Raw genomic sequence first — 16,784 nt, 5'->3', positions numbered from 1 at the left:
TCATTCTTTGCGCCTACATAATAATTTTAAATTTATATTAGCAACTTGTCAATTTTTAAATGAAAAAACTCCCAGTTTAGACTGGGAGTCAGAAATAATACTTATTATTTAAGCCATAGCTTCAATTTGTTCCTCTGTATAAACATTAACTTGTCTTTTTTCTTTTCCTTTTCGCTTAAATTCTACATAACCGTCAGATTTAGCGAATAAAGTATCATCTTTTCCTTTTCCCACATTTAAACCTGGGTGGAATTTAGTTCCACGTTGACGAACGATTATACTTCCAGCAGAAATAAACTCACCATCATGACTTTTTACACCTAGGCGCTTGGCAATACTATCTCGACCATTATTAGAACTACCAACGGCCTTTTTCTTAGCAAAAAGCTGCAAATTCATTTTAAGCATCATTTCCACCCCCTTCAATTATTTTAATATAATCTGGGTATTCTTGAACAGTTTCTCTTAATCCAGCTAACATAGCTCCTAAAATTGCTTGCACTTCTTTATCTTGAGCAACTTCAGAAGATAATCGACAACTCAGCCAGCCATCTTGAGTGCTAATCTCAGGTCTTAATTCTAAATAATTTATTAATCCAAAAGCTGCAGTCTGTAAAATTGCTGAAACTGCTGCACAAATTATGTCTTGGCCTTGTTCTGCATATTCTGCATGCCCTTCAGCCGAAAAGTGTACAATATTACCCTGTTTACGTTTGATTTTAATTTTAATCATTTACGCATCAATACTTTTTACTTTTACTCTTGTATACGGCTGACGATGACCTTGTTTCTTTCTATAATTATTCTTAGGCTTATACTTAAAAACAATAACTTTATCACCTTTAATTTGATCAACTACATCAGCAGTAACTGTAGCATCTTCTAAAGTAGGTTGACCAACTTCTAAAGAATCATCTTTAGAAACAGCCTTAACTACATCAAATTCAATCTCATCACCAGCTTCTACGTCTAACTTCTCTACATCAAAAACTTGTCCTTCTTCTACTTTATACTGTTTTCCACCAGTTTCAATAATTGCGTACATTATAGCACCTCCTCTACCTTAGACTCGCCGGTAAACTAGGTAATCAAATAAGATTTTTAAACCCGTACCGCGCGGTTTTGGTAGTATCAACGAACTACCACTTACGAATATAAATACTAACATATAATAGACTTACTGTCAAGAGAAAATCAAGCTTTACTAGAGTATTTCAGATACAGCATAAGAAGGGCCAAGCTCTGTGATCTGCACCTTAGCACTAGACTGATTTTTACTAACTTCTCCTGTAACTTTCACCATATAATCATCAACACTAGTTACTAAACCTGCTGCTGTTTCCTCGAGCTTTAACGTCAACTGTCTACCCACCCTTACTGGGATATAACTCTCTATTTCTTGTTCAGAGCCTATATGAGCTATATCTATATCTTCTAAGAACATTTGTTCATCCTTTAAGACATATAAATCCATCTCTAATTCTTCTTCTAAGTTATTTAATTCTGCACTCCCTAATTCAATTAATTTCATTAATAATTTTGGATTAACCTTAATTATAGCCGCTTCTACATCCTGCTGCCAAAACTCTTCTCGCAATCTTCTGAAAAAGTTAACTACTAAAGTCTCCATTGATAACATTTTTCCAGTTCCTTGGCAGTAAGCACACTTTTGCCATAATTTCTGTCCTAAAGTTTTCCTATCTCTTTTCCTAGTTAACTGCACTAAACCTAATTCACTAGCTCCCACTAAATTAGTCTTAGTCTTATCTTGGGCCAATTCTTTTTCTAATACACTAAGAATTTGCTGCTGTTCTTTACTGCCTTTCATATCGACGAAATCAATAATTATAATCCCGCCAATATCGCGCAGTTTCAATTGTCTAACTACTTCTCGAGCTGCCTCAAAATTAGTCTGGGCAAAAGTTTCTTTCGAACTAGCAGAGCCTACATTAGCTGCAGTATTGACATCAATAGCTGTTAAAGCTTCTGTAGGATCAATTACTATATTCCCCCCACAGTCTAATTCTATTTTCCTCTGCTGTAATTTATCCAACTCTTCTTCTAATTGATAGTGGTTAAAGATAGGCTGAGGCTGACTATAATACTGTACTTTATCTTTTAATTGTGGGGCTAAACTATCAACCAAATCTAATAACTCTTGATGACCAGCCTCAGTATCTATTTCTATCTTTTCAACCTCTTTACTTAACTTATCAACTACCAGACGATTCAACAAACTTGCGCCTTGATAAACTAACTGTGGCGCTTTAGCCTCTTGAGCTGATTGATGTATTTCATCCCATTTCTGCTCTAAAGTCTTCAATTCTGTCAATAATTCTTCTTTAGACTTACCTTTAGCAGCAGTCCTAACAATCATTCCTTTATCCTCAGGAGCAATCTGATTTGCTAACTTTCGTAATCGCCCTCGTTCTTGACCTGAAATACTCCGTGAAACTCCTATATGCTGAGGATACTTCATCAGCACTAAAGAACGGCCAGTTAAATCTAATTTACAAGTCCCCTTTGGGCCTTTATCATCTACTGGTGCTTTACTTATTTGAAGCATTACTTCTTCTCCAGACCTCAAAACTTCTTGAATACTATTCTTTCCAGGATGAACAGGTAAAATATCATTAGCATGTAGAAATACATTCTGCTCTAAGCCTACATCTATAAAAGCCGCCTGCATTCCTGGTAATACATTCTCTACTTGTCCTTGATAAACATTAGCTACTAACTGCGTATTAAATTCACGTTCAAAGTACACTTCCTCTAATTTCCCATTCTCAATTATCACTGCTCTCGTATCTAAATCGCGGTCATTAATAATTATTTGTTTTTGAATCTGTAACACCTCACTTCTAAATTGTTCATGAATTAATAAATTTTCAATTGCTTTTACACCTCAAAAGGGGTAAATAAATCATCCCTTTTTTTGATGTACAACCCAGAACGGTGAATATTAATCATCCTAGGCCTTTGAATTACTTCAAACTCTTTTGCTAAAGCCCTAATTACCTCCTGAGGGCGGACATTACCAGCACTACCTGTCTGGACTAACATGCTAATAGTACCTATTTCACCTTGAACACCTACTACCTCTAAAGAAAAGATCATAGGCCTCAGATCTAATTCTCGATCAGACTTGTTTCTTCTCTTTCTGATAATCTTAATTTCATCTTTCTCTAAAAATTGCCTAACTTTCTCCTCTAGTTCTTCAGTAGTTAATTTCTCTTTGAATTCTAAGCGAACTATATAACTCCCAGCATTAATAATCGACATTAAAGAATCAATTTTTACGGGAACTTTCATCGCTTTTTCTACTCTAATTCCTGTTGGTAATTCTTGATTCAATCTAATTCTAAATTCAGCAGGGTCTAAATCTTTAGTTAATTCAAAATCAATATACTCACTCTCGCTAGTTAAACTTACTGCTAGTGCTGAAGCAAAAGATATTTGCGGTCGGGGATTATATCCTTGAGAAAAAGCAATAGGTATTTCAGCCCTTCGCAAAGCTCTAGTTAGGGTATTCATAAAGTCTAAATGGGAGATGAACCGCACCTCTGCCCCTTTAATTACTTTAGTACGCAATTTGTAATTACTCATTACTCAACCCCCTTAACAAATCCATCCGGGCCTCTAACTGCTCTAAAACTCCACAATTACTACAATTATCATAACGGCAGTTATTAGTCTTTTCTGCTGCTAATGCTTTATCATATTCTTCTTTTAAATAGTCTTTATTAACTCCTAGCATCAGATGGTCCCAAGGCAATCTTGCCTTCAAGCTCCAATCTCGACAGGCATACTCTTCTAAATCAAAACCTGTTTTTTGAGCAGCTTTCTGCCATAATTGATAGTCAAATACTTCTCGCCAACCATCAAAACGGGCTCCTAACTGCCAAGCTTGCTCCAATAAATCTGCGGTTCTTCTATCACCACGAGCAAAAACAGCTTCTAATAAACTAACTTGTGGTTCATTCCAATCTAAAGATAAATCTTTCCCCCGGAGATTATCTTTTAAATATTGTATCTTATCATTAATCTCCTCTAAAGTATTAAACTGCGACCATTGAAATGGTGTATGTGGCTTAGGGACAAAAGTAGATACACTAACGTTAACACTTACGCGACGTTTATAATCTGAATTCAATCTAATCTCATCACCTAAATTAGCTATTTTCTTAGCTAGATCAACAATCCCCTGCAAGTCTGCTTCAGTTTCTGTGGGCAAGCCAATCATAAAATAGAGTTTAACTTTCCTCCAACCTGCTTCAAAAGCATCGGTCACAGCAGAGATTACATCCTCTTCTGCAATTCCCTTATTAATCACATTTCTCAAGCGCTGTGTTCCAGCTTCAGGAGCAAAAGTAAGTCCGGTTTTTCTTACCTTCTGTAGTTCTTCAGCCAAATCAATAGAAAAAGAATCAACCCGCATCGATGGTAGAGCAACACTAATCTTATCTGTCTCATATTCATCTACTAAATCCATAGCTAAATCTGCAACACCAGTATAATCCCCACTACTTAAAGAAGTTAAAGATATTTCTTCATAACCTGTATTACTGACAAGATTCTCAGCCAACTCTTTAATCCGCTCATGACTCCTTTCTCGCACCGGACGATAAATCATACCCGCCTGACAAAATCTACAGCCGCTAGTACAACCCCTAGCTATCTCTAGATTAACTCGGTCATGAACAACATCCATATAAGGTACAATAAACTTTTCGGGATAAAAAGCTTCATCTAAATTTTGCACTACTCGTTTCTTAACTTCTTCTTTGATTCCTTCTTGTACCTCAAACTTACTCACATTATGATTTTCATCATAATCAATTTCATAAAATTGAGGGACATAAACTCCTTCCAAAGTAGCTAAGTCTTTTAATAATTCTTCTCTGCTGTAGTTATTATTTTGCCAAGCTATATACTTGTCTACAATCTCTTCAATTGCTGCTTCAGCTTCTCCTAACAGAAATAAATCAATAAACGGAGCTAAAGGTTCAGGATTCGAAGCACAAGGACCACCGGCAATTACCAAAGGATGTTTTGCAGTTCTATCCTTACTCCGCAATGGAAGATTAGCTAAATCTAAAGTATTCAAAAGATTGCTATAACTCAATTCATATTGCAGCGTAAAACCCAATATATCAAATTCACTAATAGGAGCTTTATTCTCCAAAGTAAATAGCGGCAAATCTTCTTCTTTCATTTTATTTTCCATATCTTCCCAAGGTGAATAAACTCTTTCTGCAGCTACTTCATCACGCTGATTCAATAAATGATATAAAATTTTAATTCCTAAATGCGACATTCCCACTTCATAAACATCAGGAAAAGCTAAAGCTACTTTCACTTCTACTTCATCTAAATTCTTAACTATACTATTTACTTCTCGCCCCATATAGCGAGTTGGATTAGTAACTTGAGGTAATATCTCTTCTAATCTATCTTCAAGTTCCATATTTTTTTCCTCCTTAAATCATCAGCACAATAAATCTTTAACTTTATAATTTAAATTACCTTTAATTAAATTATCGATTAATTCATCTTCAGTTATAAACCCTAAGATATTACAATCTTCATCAATCACCATAATTGTATGAAAAGACTGAGGCACCAATTTATCAAGTATATCTTTTAAGCTAGTATTGCTAAAAGCTACTAATGGTTTAGCATCAACAACTCCTTGATTTAAAATTTTACCTCTTTTTTTAGCTAAATACTGCATTAAAGCATAATGAGAAAAGCGTCCTTCTTTTAGTGCTACAAAATAAATAAAAAAGGATATAATCACCAACATAATATTAATATATCCATAATAAAGGCCGATTATAGCTACAATAGTTAAAAGAACAGCTATCATCTTACTAATCCTTAAAACTTGAGCAGTAGCATCTTTAAAACCTACTTTCGTACTCAATTTAGCGCGTAAAATCCGCCCTCCATCTAAAGGAAAAGCAGGTACAAAATTAAATAAGCCCATCATTATATTTAAACGCAGGAAGAACCAAATTAAGTCTTGCGACAACACTTGATATCTAATTAATAAACAAGCTACTGCAGCTAGAAAAAAGTTTAATAGTGGTCCCGCTATCGCTACCTTAAATTCCGTATGAGGATTTAATTCAATCAAATCTCTAAATTTAGCTACTCCTCCAAAGGGTAGTAGTTCAATTTCTCTTACTTCAACTGCTAATCTCTTGGCTACAATTGCATGAGCTAATTCATGCATTAAAACTACTATAAAACTTAATGTTGCTTTAAAAAACAAACCAGTTAAACTAAATAAAAATAAAACCACTAAAAATAATAAATTTAACTTAAATTTCATAATCTAGCCCCCTTGCTGCTCTCTACTTAATCATATTAACAACAAGGTTTTGCTATGCTAGTTCTTTAAAACATTAGCTTTTTCTTACGCATATTAATATTCATAATTAATCCAATCGCTAATAAATTAGTAATTAAAGAACTACCCCCATAACTTAAAAAAGGTAATGGTATCCCTGTAACTGGCATTAATCCTACTGCCATACCGATATTTTGAAAAATATGAAAACTCAGCATAGATATAACACCCACCACTACATATTCACCAAATTTATCTTTAGCTTCTTTAGCTACAACTAAAGCTCTCCATAATAATATAAAGTATAATATCAAAACTATTAGTGCCCCGATAAATCCTAGTTCTTCACCTAAAACAGAAAAAATAAAGTCAGTATGCTTTTCCGGTAAAAAATTAAGTTGATTTTGACTACCAGTAAATAGTCCTTTGCCAAAAAATCCGCCTGAACCAATTGCAATTTTAGACTGCCGGACATTATAACCAGCTCCCAGCGGATCACGACTTGGATTAACTAAAACCAATAATCTATTCAATTGATAATCTTTTAGAGGAATATAAACCCCTAAATAAATATGGGCTGTTACCCAAGTAACCACACTAGCAATTACTCCAAATATACTCCCAAATAAGAATAGAGCATTAGCTCCTGCCACATAAATCATACCAATAAATATAGCGATCAAAACCAAAGATGAACCTAAATCGTTCTGTAATAATATTAAAGAAAACGGTATAAAGACATATAATCCTGGAACGATTAATCCTAATATATTTTTTACCTTATATTTCTCTTTAGCTAAAACATGGGCCAACATTATAATTACAATCAGTTTAGTAATTTCAGCCGGTTGAAAATTAAATCGCCCTAAACTAATCCAACTTTGTCCTCCTTTAACTGTTTGACCAATTACTAATACAATCCCTAATAGTAATAAATCCGCTATATATACTATCTCTGCATAATCCCTCAGCACTTCATAATTAACCAGCAAAGTAATTATAACTGCTACTATACCAAGCAAAGCAGCTATCACTTGTTTTTTAAGAAAAGTATTATTTAATAAAGAAGTATCATGAGACTTAGTAGCACTAAAAATTAAAAACAATCCACATAAAACTAATGCTATAGTAAGCACAGGTATCAAATAATCTAAGTTTTTAAATAATTTATTCAATTTTTCACCTCCTAGCCCTAGCTTAAATAAATTATATAATGAAACTGAAACTAAGTGCAAGAAAAAAGACCAGGCTCCTTTTCCCCTGGTCACTCCTTCTGTTGCTCATTTTTAATCGGTATATTAGCCTCTAAAGCTACACTATCTTTATCTTGACGCTCAAAGTTAATTTCTAAACCCTTTTGGTCAATTTCTAAATGCTTAGAAATCACTTCTATTAAATCTTCCTTCATATCATTCAATACATCACGCGAGATACCCATCCGGTCCATCCTGTCATGAACTAAAACCAACCGCAAACGTTCTTTAGCCACATCTTTACTCTTCTCTTTATCTTCCCTTTTAAATATCTCTTTTACTGCCTCAAACATTTTCATCCCCCCTCAATCAATCTGTTTTAAGCCGTAAAATTTTATACTTTTTAACTCCAACCAAAAAATTCTTTGAACTTATCAAAAAAACCTTCTTCTAAAGATAACATTGGTACTTCTTCTCCTTCAATTCGCCGTGCTACATTCCAAAAAGCCTGTCCAGCTTTAGACTTATCTACTAAAACAGCCGGTTTACCCCGATTAGTAGAAACAACAATTTCTTCATCTTCAGGAATGACCCCTAATTGATCTACTGCTAAAATTTCAACCATATCTTCAATATTCATCATATCACCTTTTTTGACCATATCCATTCGCACCCGATTAATAATTAAATCTGCTCCAGAAATCCCTTCTGCCTCTAGCATCCCAATAATTCTATCAGCATCTCTAACCGCTGAAACCTCAGGAGTAGTAACTACTACTGCTTCATCAACCCCAGCAATTGCATTTTTAAAACCTCGTTCAATCCCCGCCGGAGAATCTACAATCACATAATCATAATCTTCTTTCAATTCTTCCATTAATTCACGCATTTGCCCCGGCTCTACAGCAGTTTTATCACGAGTTTGGGCTGCAGGCAACAAATGCAAACTACTATATCTTTTATCTCTAATTAAAGCCTGCTCTAAACGACAATTACCCTCTACTACATCAACAATATCATAAACTATTCTATTCTCTAATCCTAATACTACATCTAAATTTCTTAACCCTATATCAGCATCAATTAAGACCACCTTACGCCCTAATTTTGCTAACCCAGTTCCAATATTAGCAACTGTCGTCGTTTTTCCTACCCCACCTTTACCTGAAGTAATAACATAAGACTTACCATCCATTACAATTCCTCCTTACCTTTTCAAATAATCAATAACAATATGTTTATCTTTTATAAAAGCAACTTCTGGGTGCTCAGGACTGGATAAAGGATTATCGGGAGCTCGACTAATATAATGGGCAATTCGCAATTGCGTCGGTTCCAATCTAAAAGCTGAAATAGTTGCTTCTACATTTCCTTTAGCCCCTGCATGAGCAATCCCTTTAAATTTACCCATAATAATAATATCACCTTCAGCAATTACTTCAGCTCCAGGATTAACACTACCCTGAATTACTATATTCCCCTCATGGCTAATTGATTGTCCAGAGCGCAAAGTCTGCTTCACTAATAAAGTATCATTACCAGTTTCAGTTTCAGAATCAGAAAATCTATCGTCATGATTGATAAATTCTAGTACTGATAGACCTGGCTTATCTTTAAAAATATTAATTAATTCTTTCTTTTGTTCTGCATTCAGTTCTCGCGTCCCCAATTCCACTTTAATATTAATCTTCTCTTCATCAAAGAAATTTCCTGCCTCTGCTAACTTATCCTGCAATTTTTCTTTAACAGTATCAAATTCTAATTGATCACTCAAATTTACAATTACTCCATCTAAGTCTCCTTTAAAAACTACTCCCTCGTTTTTCATCTTACCTCCTCCTACAAAATTAGCTATTATATTATTCTGTTTCTGCCTTCTTTTCAGATTGCGTATCAAAATATTCTTTAATAATATTTTTAGCTATAGGTAAGGTATTACTACTTGAGCTACCATATTCAATAAATACAACAATGGAAATTTCAGGATCATCGACTGGAGCAAAACCAGCAAACCAACCATGATTAGGACGATTGCTTCCAGTTTGAGCAGTACCCGTTTTCCCTGCAGCTGTAACTGGCAATTCAGAAAAGGATCTTCGGGCTGTTCCATAAGTGGTAACACCTTTAAGACCTTGTTTAATTATCTTTAGATGCTCATCAGAAACAGGTATTTCATTAAATAATTTTGCTTTTAAATTTTTTACTACTTCTCCTTGAGGATCGATTATCTTATCAACTAATAGTGGTTGATATAATTGACCTCCATTAGCTACAGAATTTATTAAACTAGATATTTGAATTGGAGACACACGTAAATTTCCTTGCCCAATTGATAAATTGATAGTATAGCCTGGATACCAAATTTGATTAGCTCGTTTATCAAAATAATTCTTTCTCCATTTAGGACCCGGAACTAATCCTTTTGCCTCATTATTTAGATCAATTTGTGTTTTAGAACCTAATCCAAACTCATGGGCATAAGACTGCAATAATGTCTTGTCTTTTTTATACAAACGATATCCTAATTTAAAAAATACAGTGTTATTCGACCAAGCTATAGCATCAACAAAACTTATATCTCCTTGGCCACCGGGATACCAATTTTTAAATTCAACTCCACCTACTTTGAAATAACCAGGGTCATAAAACATATCATCTTTCTCAATCCCTAATTCTTCTAATGCAGCTCCCGCTGTAACAATTTTAAAAATAGAGCCTGAGGGAGCACTTGTGTTAGTCGCACGATTAAGAAGAGGATGTAGCGGATTTTGATTTAATTGCTGCCATTTTTTATTAGAGATTGGCCCTGAAAAAAGACTTAAATCATAACTAGGATAATTAGCCATAGCTAAAATACTGCCATCATCAGGATTACTAATAATCACTGAACCACCTTTAGGCGGCTTAGTAATTGCATCTTCATCTAATTCTTCCTGGGGTTTTTTCTGATTTTTCTTAGCTCGTTCAGTCAGTTTTTGAATCTGTTGCTGCAGAGTTTTTTCAGCGAATTTCTGTAAATCATAATCCAAATTCAAAATTAAACTATTACCCTGAGTCGGCTCTTCTACAGCCAAAGTCTTCACCTTTTGACCTAAATTATTAACTTCAATTAATTTAGCTCCTTCTTCTCCTCTTAAATATTTCTCATAAAACAACTCTAAACCAGTCTTACCAATAATATCTCTACTACTATATATTTGAGAAGAATATTTCTTTAATTCAGCAGCAGAAATCTCTCCTACATAACCTAGTACATGACTAGCCAAATCTTTATAGACATACTCGCGAATAGGAGTTTCTTCAATAATTAACCCCGGTAGTTCAGACTTGTTTTCCTCTAACAAAATTAATACTTCACGGCTAATATCTCGTTTTATTTTAACTGGTTCAGTAGAAGAATTAGAATTTATTTTCTCCCTAATTTCTGTTTGAGATAAATCTACTATTTGAGATAACTCATTACTCAGATTATCTAAATTTTCAACTTTATCGGGAATTACTGATAAGGTATAAGTTAATTTATTAGAGACAAGAACTTTTTTATTACGATCATAAATATAACCCCGAGGTGGACTAATTGGAATTACAGCAGTTCGATTACCTTCTGATAAACTTCTAAATTTATCATATTTATAAATTTGTAAATGATATAATTTAATTCCTAATATAAGAAAGAGAATTAAAAGGCCTATTCCAAAATAATAAATTCTCTTGTTATCTTTCTTCCTTTTCACCAAAACTTCCTCCTAATTAATATACTCTCTAATTTATAAATCATAGGATAAACAAATAAAGATATAATAGAATTCCAGATAGCTAGTGGAACAATTACTTCTTTAGTCACTTCTTTCAAAACTAATATTTCTACTAGCAGTTTAGTGAACATTAAAATTAATACTTGATTAACCACTGTAGCAAATAAGGTGATTAATAAAGGGGTCAGAAAATGATGCTGATAAATATTTTCTCTTAAAAAGCCACATAAATAAGCAGTTAATGTTTTACTGATAGCATGGATCCCAAATAAACCACCAGAAAACCAATCCTGTAACAACCCAGCTAAAAAACCTAATACCCCTCCTGCTGTACGACCATAATTAACAGCAACCATAGTACTTATAATCAACAAAAAATCAGGATGAATACCTGAAAAAATTTCATAAGAGATAGGTAAAGATTGCACAATAACTGCTATAATAATTAGAACTCCATAAAAAGAAAGATAACCCACTATTCTTCCCCCTTAATCAACAATGAATCAATGTTAAACGGCGGCAGTGATACATCAGTTTTAGTAGTAAAATTAGTAATCACTAAAACTTCTTCTAAACGATTTAAATCAAAAAACGGATTTAATTCTGCTTCTTGAGTTAAACCATAATTATCAGGACTAACTGATATAACTTCTCCAATTGGAAGACCTTTCGGTAAATTCCCTGATAAACCTGAGGTTACAATTATATCTTCAGAAACTATATCGGCATCCCAAGATAAATTGTTCATTAACAATTTATTACTTCCTTTTCTACCTCTGACTACTCCTAAATCGCGAGAAGCATTCCTGCTCACTAATCCGCCAGTTACAAATTGCTGGTCAGTTAATAATAACACCTGTGAGGTATGAGCAGTAACTCGTTTAATAATTCCGATTAAATATCCTTCTTCAGCTACTACCGCCATCTTAGCTTTAATCCCTGATTCTTGGCCCCGGTTAATTGTTACAATTTGGGACCAATTATCAGCACTATGGCTAATTACACTAGCTCCTACTACTTGATATGGTACTCTTTCTTTAAAATTTAATAATTTTCTCAGCCGTTGATTTTCATTCTTAATCTTTTCTAGTTTAGTTAATTGATAATTTAATTGTTCAATTTTATCCTTAAACCTTTGATTATTCTGCTTAGTCTCTTGATAATTACTAATCACCTGTATATTACGGCCAATAACATCTTTAAACCCATCAATTGCCACAAAGAAAGGCCGAAAGATATAATCAATTACTATTTTCTCCAAAAGATTATAATCCTTATCAGCTCCAATTAAATTTACAATTCTAATTAAAGCTATTAACAACAATATTGATAATACTATTTTATGATTTTTTCTTAAGAAATCCAGCACTTAAACCACCTATTTAAAAATCAGGATAATTTTTTCGGACTAATTAATACATTTTTCAGATTATTTAATTCTTCTAATACCTTCCCTGTTCCATATACTACAGAATCTAATGGGTCATCAGCAAGATAAACTGGCATTCCAGTTTCTTCAGCTAATAACTTATCCAAACCAGATAACAAAGATCCACCACCAGCCATCACAATTCCTCTATCCATAATATCAGATGACAATTCTGGCGGGGTCTCTTCTAAAGTATCTTTAACTGACCTTACAATATCAGTAACTGGTTCTTCTAAAGCCCCTTGAATCTCTTCAGCAGTTACTTTAACAGTCTTAGGTAAACCATTAACTAAATCACGCCCACGAATTTCCATATTATCTTCAGGCGAAATCTCTGAATTAGAATGGAAAGTAGCAGAGCCAATCTTCATCTTAATCTCTTCAGCAGTACGATCCCCAATCATTAAATTGTACTTATTTTTAATATGATGGATAATTGATTCATCTAATTCATCACCACCAATTCTAATAGAATCTTTAGTAACAATTCCTCCTAAAGAAATAACTGCTACCTCAGTAGTTCCACCTCCAATATCAACAACCATATTCCCTGTAGCTTCATGCACAGGTAATCCAGCTCCAATTGCTGCAGCCATAGGTTCTTCAATCAAATATGCTTCTCTAGCTCCTGCACTCTCTGCTGCTTCTCTAACTGCTCTTTTTTCTACTTCTGTAACTCCAGATGGAATACAAACAATAATTCGGGGTCTCACCAACCTTTTTCGCTTATGTGCCTTAGCTATAAAATACCTTAACATTTTTTCTGTTACTTCAAAATCAGCTATAACTCCATCCTTCATCGGCCTAATAGCTACTATATTACCTGGAGTTCTACCAATCATCTTCTTAGCTTCATCTCCAACTGCAAGAACTTCTTCAGTAGTGCCATGATTATCTTTAATAGCTACTACGGATGGTTCTCTAATTAAAACTCCTTTACCTCTGATATAAACTAAAGTATTTGCTGTTCCTAAATCTATCCCCATATCTCTAGAAAAGGGGGCTGTTAAAAAGTCCATTACCATAATTGTATTCTCCTTTCTAAAACAAAATTTAAAGTAATTCTTTTTCTTTTAAACTGCTATAATTTTTATGGGCAATAATTAAGTGATCTAGCAAATCAATTCCCACTATTTCTCCTGCTTTTATTAATCGCTTAGTAAGTTGAATATCTTCTTGACTTGGAGTCAGGTCACCACTTGGATGATTATGAGCTACAATAATAGCTGCACTACTCCGTTTAATAGCTATTCGAAAAACTTCACGAGGATGAACAATAGAACTATTCAAACTACCACGTGATATTTCTTTAATTCCAATAACTTTATGCTTAGTATTCAATAATACTACTTCAAATTTTTCTTGCTGTAAATGACCCAAACGTGCAATTAAAATTTGAGCAACATCACTTGGAGATTTGATATGTTCTAAATTGATCTTTTGCATAGCTAATTTTTGACTCAACTGGCCTACTGCTTTTAATTGAGCAGCTTTAGCTAGACCAATTCCTTTAATCTTCTTTAATTCTTCAATACTATAATTTATGAGACAGCTCAAACCATTACTTACAGCCAAAAGCTGGTTAGCTAAGTCCAAAGCTGTACTATTTTGATAACCCGTCCCTAATACAATTGCTAAAAGCTCAGTAGTAGATAATCCTTCTACACCATACTTCAATAATTTTTCTCGTGGTCTTTCTTCTGCAGGCAGGTCTTTAATTGTAATATAATCAGCCATCTAATTCAATCTCCAATCCAATTCCCTTAATCATTTGTAGCAATTTATATAGAGAAAGACCCATTACATTATAAAAACAACCTTCAATACCTTTAACAAATACAGCTCCTTTAGATTGAATCCCATATCCACCAGCTTTATCAAAGGGTTCACCTGTAGCAATATAATCATTTATTTCTTTCTCAGTCAATTCTTTAAAAGTAACATTAGTTGTTTCATAATCAGTATTCACTATTTCACCAGCTATAACTGTGATTCCAGTAAGCACTTGATGTGTTGTCCCACTTAAAGTTTTTAACATTTGTTTAGCTTCTTCTTTACTAGCAGGTTTTTCTAAAATACGATCTTGATAACTAACTACTGTATCAGCAGCAATTATAATTTGCGACTGATCACTTTGTACCTCATTAGCTTTTAAATAAGAAAGGCGCTGCACTAATTCTGATGGCTCAGTGAACTCTACCTTTGATTCATCTAGATTACTAGGCTGAACCTTAAAATCTAAACCCAATTGTTCTAACAACATTTTACGTCGTGGTGAACCAGAGGCTAAAATTATCTCCATTTACATCTTCTCCCATAGATTTTAAAGTCATTCACCTTCCTAATACATAATTCGTTAATCATTTACAAAGTCCTCCTTAGGATTTAAATCATTGTAAATATTTTTTTAGCTGCATTACTACTAAAGCAACAAAGACACCTGTAGGCAGCGACAGCAATAATAAATAAGGTAAATAAAATATAATTCTCCAATTCTCAATTAGCAAAAAAGCCATTCCTATTTGAGCTAAATTATGACTGGCAGCTCCCAATACACTAATACCAATCAAACTAAATTGCTCCTGAAAATTATAATATAAATACCCCATAATCAATAAGCTTAATATTCCCCCAGCTAAACTAAGCCAAAAGCTAATAGTGAAAAAAGTCCCGCTTAATAATGAAGACAATATGATTCTCATTAAGACTACCTTCAAGCAGTCTACAAAACCATAATCAATCAATACCAAAAGGGTAATAATATTAGCTAATCCTAATTTAGCTCCTGGAAATAATAAAGTTGTAGGCAAAATAAACTCAATTATATGTAATACAATTGCACTAGCTACAAATAACCCCAAAGTAACATTTCTTTTCATTTCAATCATAACAACCCTCTTTCACTATTATACCAGAATTTATTGTAGTATAAACAAAAAAATAATATTTTTCAGTTTATCAATTATTTTTTAAAATTCTCTAGCTAAAATTTTATCTGTTAAAGCAGTCAATACCATTCTATAACTATTATTAGGGAAATGTTCTAATCTTTCTTGGGCTTTCTTGATATATTTTTTCGCTATACTTAATGTATAATCTACCCCTCCATTTTTAATTACAAACTCCCTGATTTCATCTTTATTACTTTTGGCTTCACTTAACAGTTCTTTTAAATCTTGTCCACATTCTTTTTCCTTTATAACATATAATAGAGGTAAAGTATATATTCCATTAGTAAAATCATTAGCATTTGGTTTCCCTAATTTAACTTTTTCTCTTTTAAAATCTAATAGATCATCAGTTAATTGAAACGCCATCCCTAAATATCGACCATATTGAGCCAATTTTTTTAGCTGCACCTGATTAAAACCAGCATTTTCAGCCCCCAAAGCACAACTGCTTTCAAATAATAGGGCTGTTTTATGTTTAATACGATAATAATAATCCCTATATGATAAGGAATAATTATAACGATTTTGATACTGTTGAATTTCACTTTCACAAATTTTATTAATCACATCTGTAACTATTTTAAACTGTTTTGAAGTAGCCTGATCTGAAAGAACATTAAAAGCTAGACTAAATAGATAATCCCCCGCAAAAACAGCTCTATCCTTCCCATATTTTGATTGTACAGTTTTACTACCGCGACGTAAATGAGATTCATCTATAATATCGTCATGAATTAAAGTAGCCATATGTAATATCTCTATAGTAGCAGCAAAATTCCAAACTTGTTGTTGCTTATAATTACCTAAATGAGCTATTGTAATAATCAAAGCAGGTCTAATTCTTTTACCACCAGCTTGAGCTAAATTAGAAATAGCTTCTTTAACTAACGATTGTCTACTATCTAATAAATTTTGTAGATAATCTTCAAATTCATCTAATTCATTTTGAATTATTCCAAATTCCTTCCATGACATTTTTTTCACCTACTTTAGGAAATTCGAATTAATTACTACTCTATAATCTGATAATTGGATTCATCTAAAAATATTCTTCTTTTAATAAAACAGAAATTATAGATTTATTATCAGTTAATAATATTT

General features: G+C 33.2%; 19 protein-coding genes. All 19 read right to left on the bottom strand.

Annotation, left to right across the window (positions count from 1 at the left end; translation table 11 throughout):
* Positions 1 to 108 precede the first annotated feature (108 nt).
* The 19 genes from rpmA to JOC47_RS05025 all read right to left on the bottom strand — a co-directional run bounded on the left by rpmA (position 109) and on the right by JOC47_RS05025 (position 16,658).
* Positions 109 to 408 carry a 50S ribosomal protein L27 gene (gene rpmA / locus JOC47_RS05115; RefSeq protein WP_204700908.1) on the bottom strand — a complete coding sequence of 100 codons (300 nt, stop codon included), beginning with the start codon at positions 406 to 408 and terminating at the stop codon, positions 109 to 111.
* The gene (locus tag JOC47_RS05110; protein WP_204700907.1) at positions 401 to 733 is read right to left on the bottom strand and encodes a ribosomal-processing cysteine protease Prp; all 333 of its coding nucleotides are present in this window, start codon (positions 731 to 733) and stop codon (positions 401 to 403) included. Before JOC47_RS05110 ends, rpmA begins: the two co-directional genes overlap by 8 nt.
* Entirely contained in the window at positions 734 to 1,045 is a 312-nt protein-coding gene (gene rplU / locus JOC47_RS05105) for a 50S ribosomal protein L21 (RefSeq protein WP_204700906.1), read from the bottom strand. It lies immediately after the preceding gene.
* A gap of 159 nt (positions 1,046 to 1,204) precedes the next feature.
* Entirely contained in the window at positions 1,205 to 2,854 is a 1,650-nt protein-coding gene (locus JOC47_RS05100; protein WP_204700905.1) for an Rne/Rng family ribonuclease, read from the bottom strand.
* Positions 2,855 to 2,898: 44 nt separating this feature from the next.
* Complete coding sequence (locus JOC47_RS05095) at positions 2,899 to 3,606, bottom strand: TIGR03936 family radical SAM-associated protein (RefSeq protein WP_204700904.1); 708 nt, start codon at positions 3,604 to 3,606, stop codon at positions 2,899 to 2,901.
* Complete coding sequence (locus JOC47_RS05090; RefSeq protein WP_204700903.1) at positions 3,599 to 5,467, bottom strand: TIGR03960 family B12-binding radical SAM protein; 1,869 nt, start codon at positions 5,465 to 5,467, stop codon at positions 3,599 to 3,601. Before JOC47_RS05090 ends, JOC47_RS05095 begins: the two co-directional genes overlap by 8 nt.
* 21 nt (positions 5,468 to 5,488) lie before the next feature.
* Positions 5,489 to 6,337 (bottom strand): site-2 protease family protein, encoded by an 849-nt coding sequence (locus tag JOC47_RS05085; RefSeq protein ID WP_204700902.1) that lies wholly within the window; start codon positions 6,335 to 6,337, stop codon positions 5,489 to 5,491.
* A gap of 65 nt (positions 6,338 to 6,402) precedes the next feature.
* Positions 6,403 to 7,530: a rod shape-determining protein RodA gene (gene rodA, locus JOC47_RS05080; RefSeq protein ID WP_204700901.1), complete on the bottom strand. Its 1,128-nt coding sequence runs from the start codon at positions 7,528 to 7,530 to the stop codon at positions 6,403 to 6,405.
* An 89-nt stretch (positions 7,531 to 7,619) separates the two neighbouring features.
* Entirely contained in the window at positions 7,620 to 7,901 is a 282-nt protein-coding gene (gene minE / locus JOC47_RS05075) for a cell division topological specificity factor MinE (RefSeq protein WP_204700900.1), read from the bottom strand.
* Between the two features lie 50 nt (positions 7,902 to 7,951).
* The gene (gene minD / locus JOC47_RS05070) at positions 7,952 to 8,743 is read right to left on the bottom strand and encodes a septum site-determining protein MinD (RefSeq protein ID WP_204700899.1); all 792 of its coding nucleotides are present in this window, start codon (positions 8,741 to 8,743) and stop codon (positions 7,952 to 7,954) included.
* 12 nt (positions 8,744 to 8,755) lie between these two features.
* Positions 8,756 to 9,376: a septum site-determining protein MinC gene (minC, locus tag JOC47_RS05065; RefSeq protein WP_204700898.1), complete on the bottom strand. Its 621-nt coding sequence runs from the start codon at positions 9,374 to 9,376 to the stop codon at positions 8,756 to 8,758.
* A gap of 31 nt (positions 9,377 to 9,407) precedes the next feature.
* The gene (gene mrdA / locus JOC47_RS05060) at positions 9,408 to 11,282 is read right to left on the bottom strand and encodes a penicillin-binding protein 2 (protein WP_338035323.1); all 1,875 of its coding nucleotides are present in this window, start codon (positions 11,280 to 11,282) and stop codon (positions 9,408 to 9,410) included.
* Positions 11,279 to 11,779 carry a rod shape-determining protein MreD gene (gene mreD, locus JOC47_RS05055; RefSeq protein ID WP_204700896.1) on the bottom strand — a complete coding sequence of 167 codons (501 nt, stop codon included), beginning with the start codon at positions 11,777 to 11,779 and terminating at the stop codon, positions 11,279 to 11,281. The genes mrdA and mreD overlap by 4 nt, the downstream gene beginning before the upstream one ends.
* Complete coding sequence (gene mreC / locus JOC47_RS05050; RefSeq protein ID WP_204700895.1) at positions 11,779 to 12,672, bottom strand: rod shape-determining protein MreC; 894 nt, start codon at positions 12,670 to 12,672, stop codon at positions 11,779 to 11,781. The genes mreD and mreC overlap by 1 nt, the downstream gene beginning before the upstream one ends.
* A 20-nt stretch (positions 12,673 to 12,692) precedes the next feature.
* Entirely contained in the window at positions 12,693 to 13,757 is a 1,065-nt protein-coding gene (locus JOC47_RS05045; RefSeq protein ID WP_204700894.1) for a rod shape-determining protein, read from the bottom strand.
* Positions 13,758 to 13,785: 28 nt separating this feature from the next.
* Positions 13,786 to 14,469, bottom strand: a complete 684-nt coding sequence (radC, locus tag JOC47_RS05040) for a RadC family protein (protein WP_204700893.1) — start codon at positions 14,467 to 14,469, stop codon at positions 13,786 to 13,788.
* The gene (locus tag JOC47_RS05035) at positions 14,462 to 15,034 is read right to left on the bottom strand and encodes a Maf family protein (RefSeq protein WP_204700892.1); all 573 of its coding nucleotides are present in this window, start codon (positions 15,032 to 15,034) and stop codon (positions 14,462 to 14,464) included. The genes radC and JOC47_RS05035 overlap by 8 nt, the downstream gene beginning before the upstream one ends.
* 88 nt (positions 15,035 to 15,122) lie before the next feature.
* Positions 15,123 to 15,620, bottom strand: coding sequence for a Gx transporter family protein (locus JOC47_RS05030; protein ID WP_204700891.1), 498 nt, complete (start codon positions 15,618 to 15,620; stop codon positions 15,123 to 15,125).
* 81 nt (positions 15,621 to 15,701) lie between these two features.
* Positions 15,702 to 16,658 (bottom strand): polyprenyl synthetase family protein, encoded by a 957-nt coding sequence (locus JOC47_RS05025; protein ID WP_204700890.1) that lies wholly within the window; start codon positions 16,656 to 16,658, stop codon positions 15,702 to 15,704.
* Positions 16,659 to 16,784: the final 126 nt, after the last annotated feature.

This window comes from Halanaerobacter jeridensis (assembly GCF_016908315.1).
Classification (GTDB): domain Bacteria; phylum Bacillota; class Halanaerobiia; order Halobacteroidales; family Halobacteroidaceae; genus Halanaerobacter; species Halanaerobacter jeridensis.
Note: the sequence above shows the minus strand (reverse complement) of the source record. Positions and strands in the feature narration are given on the sequence as shown.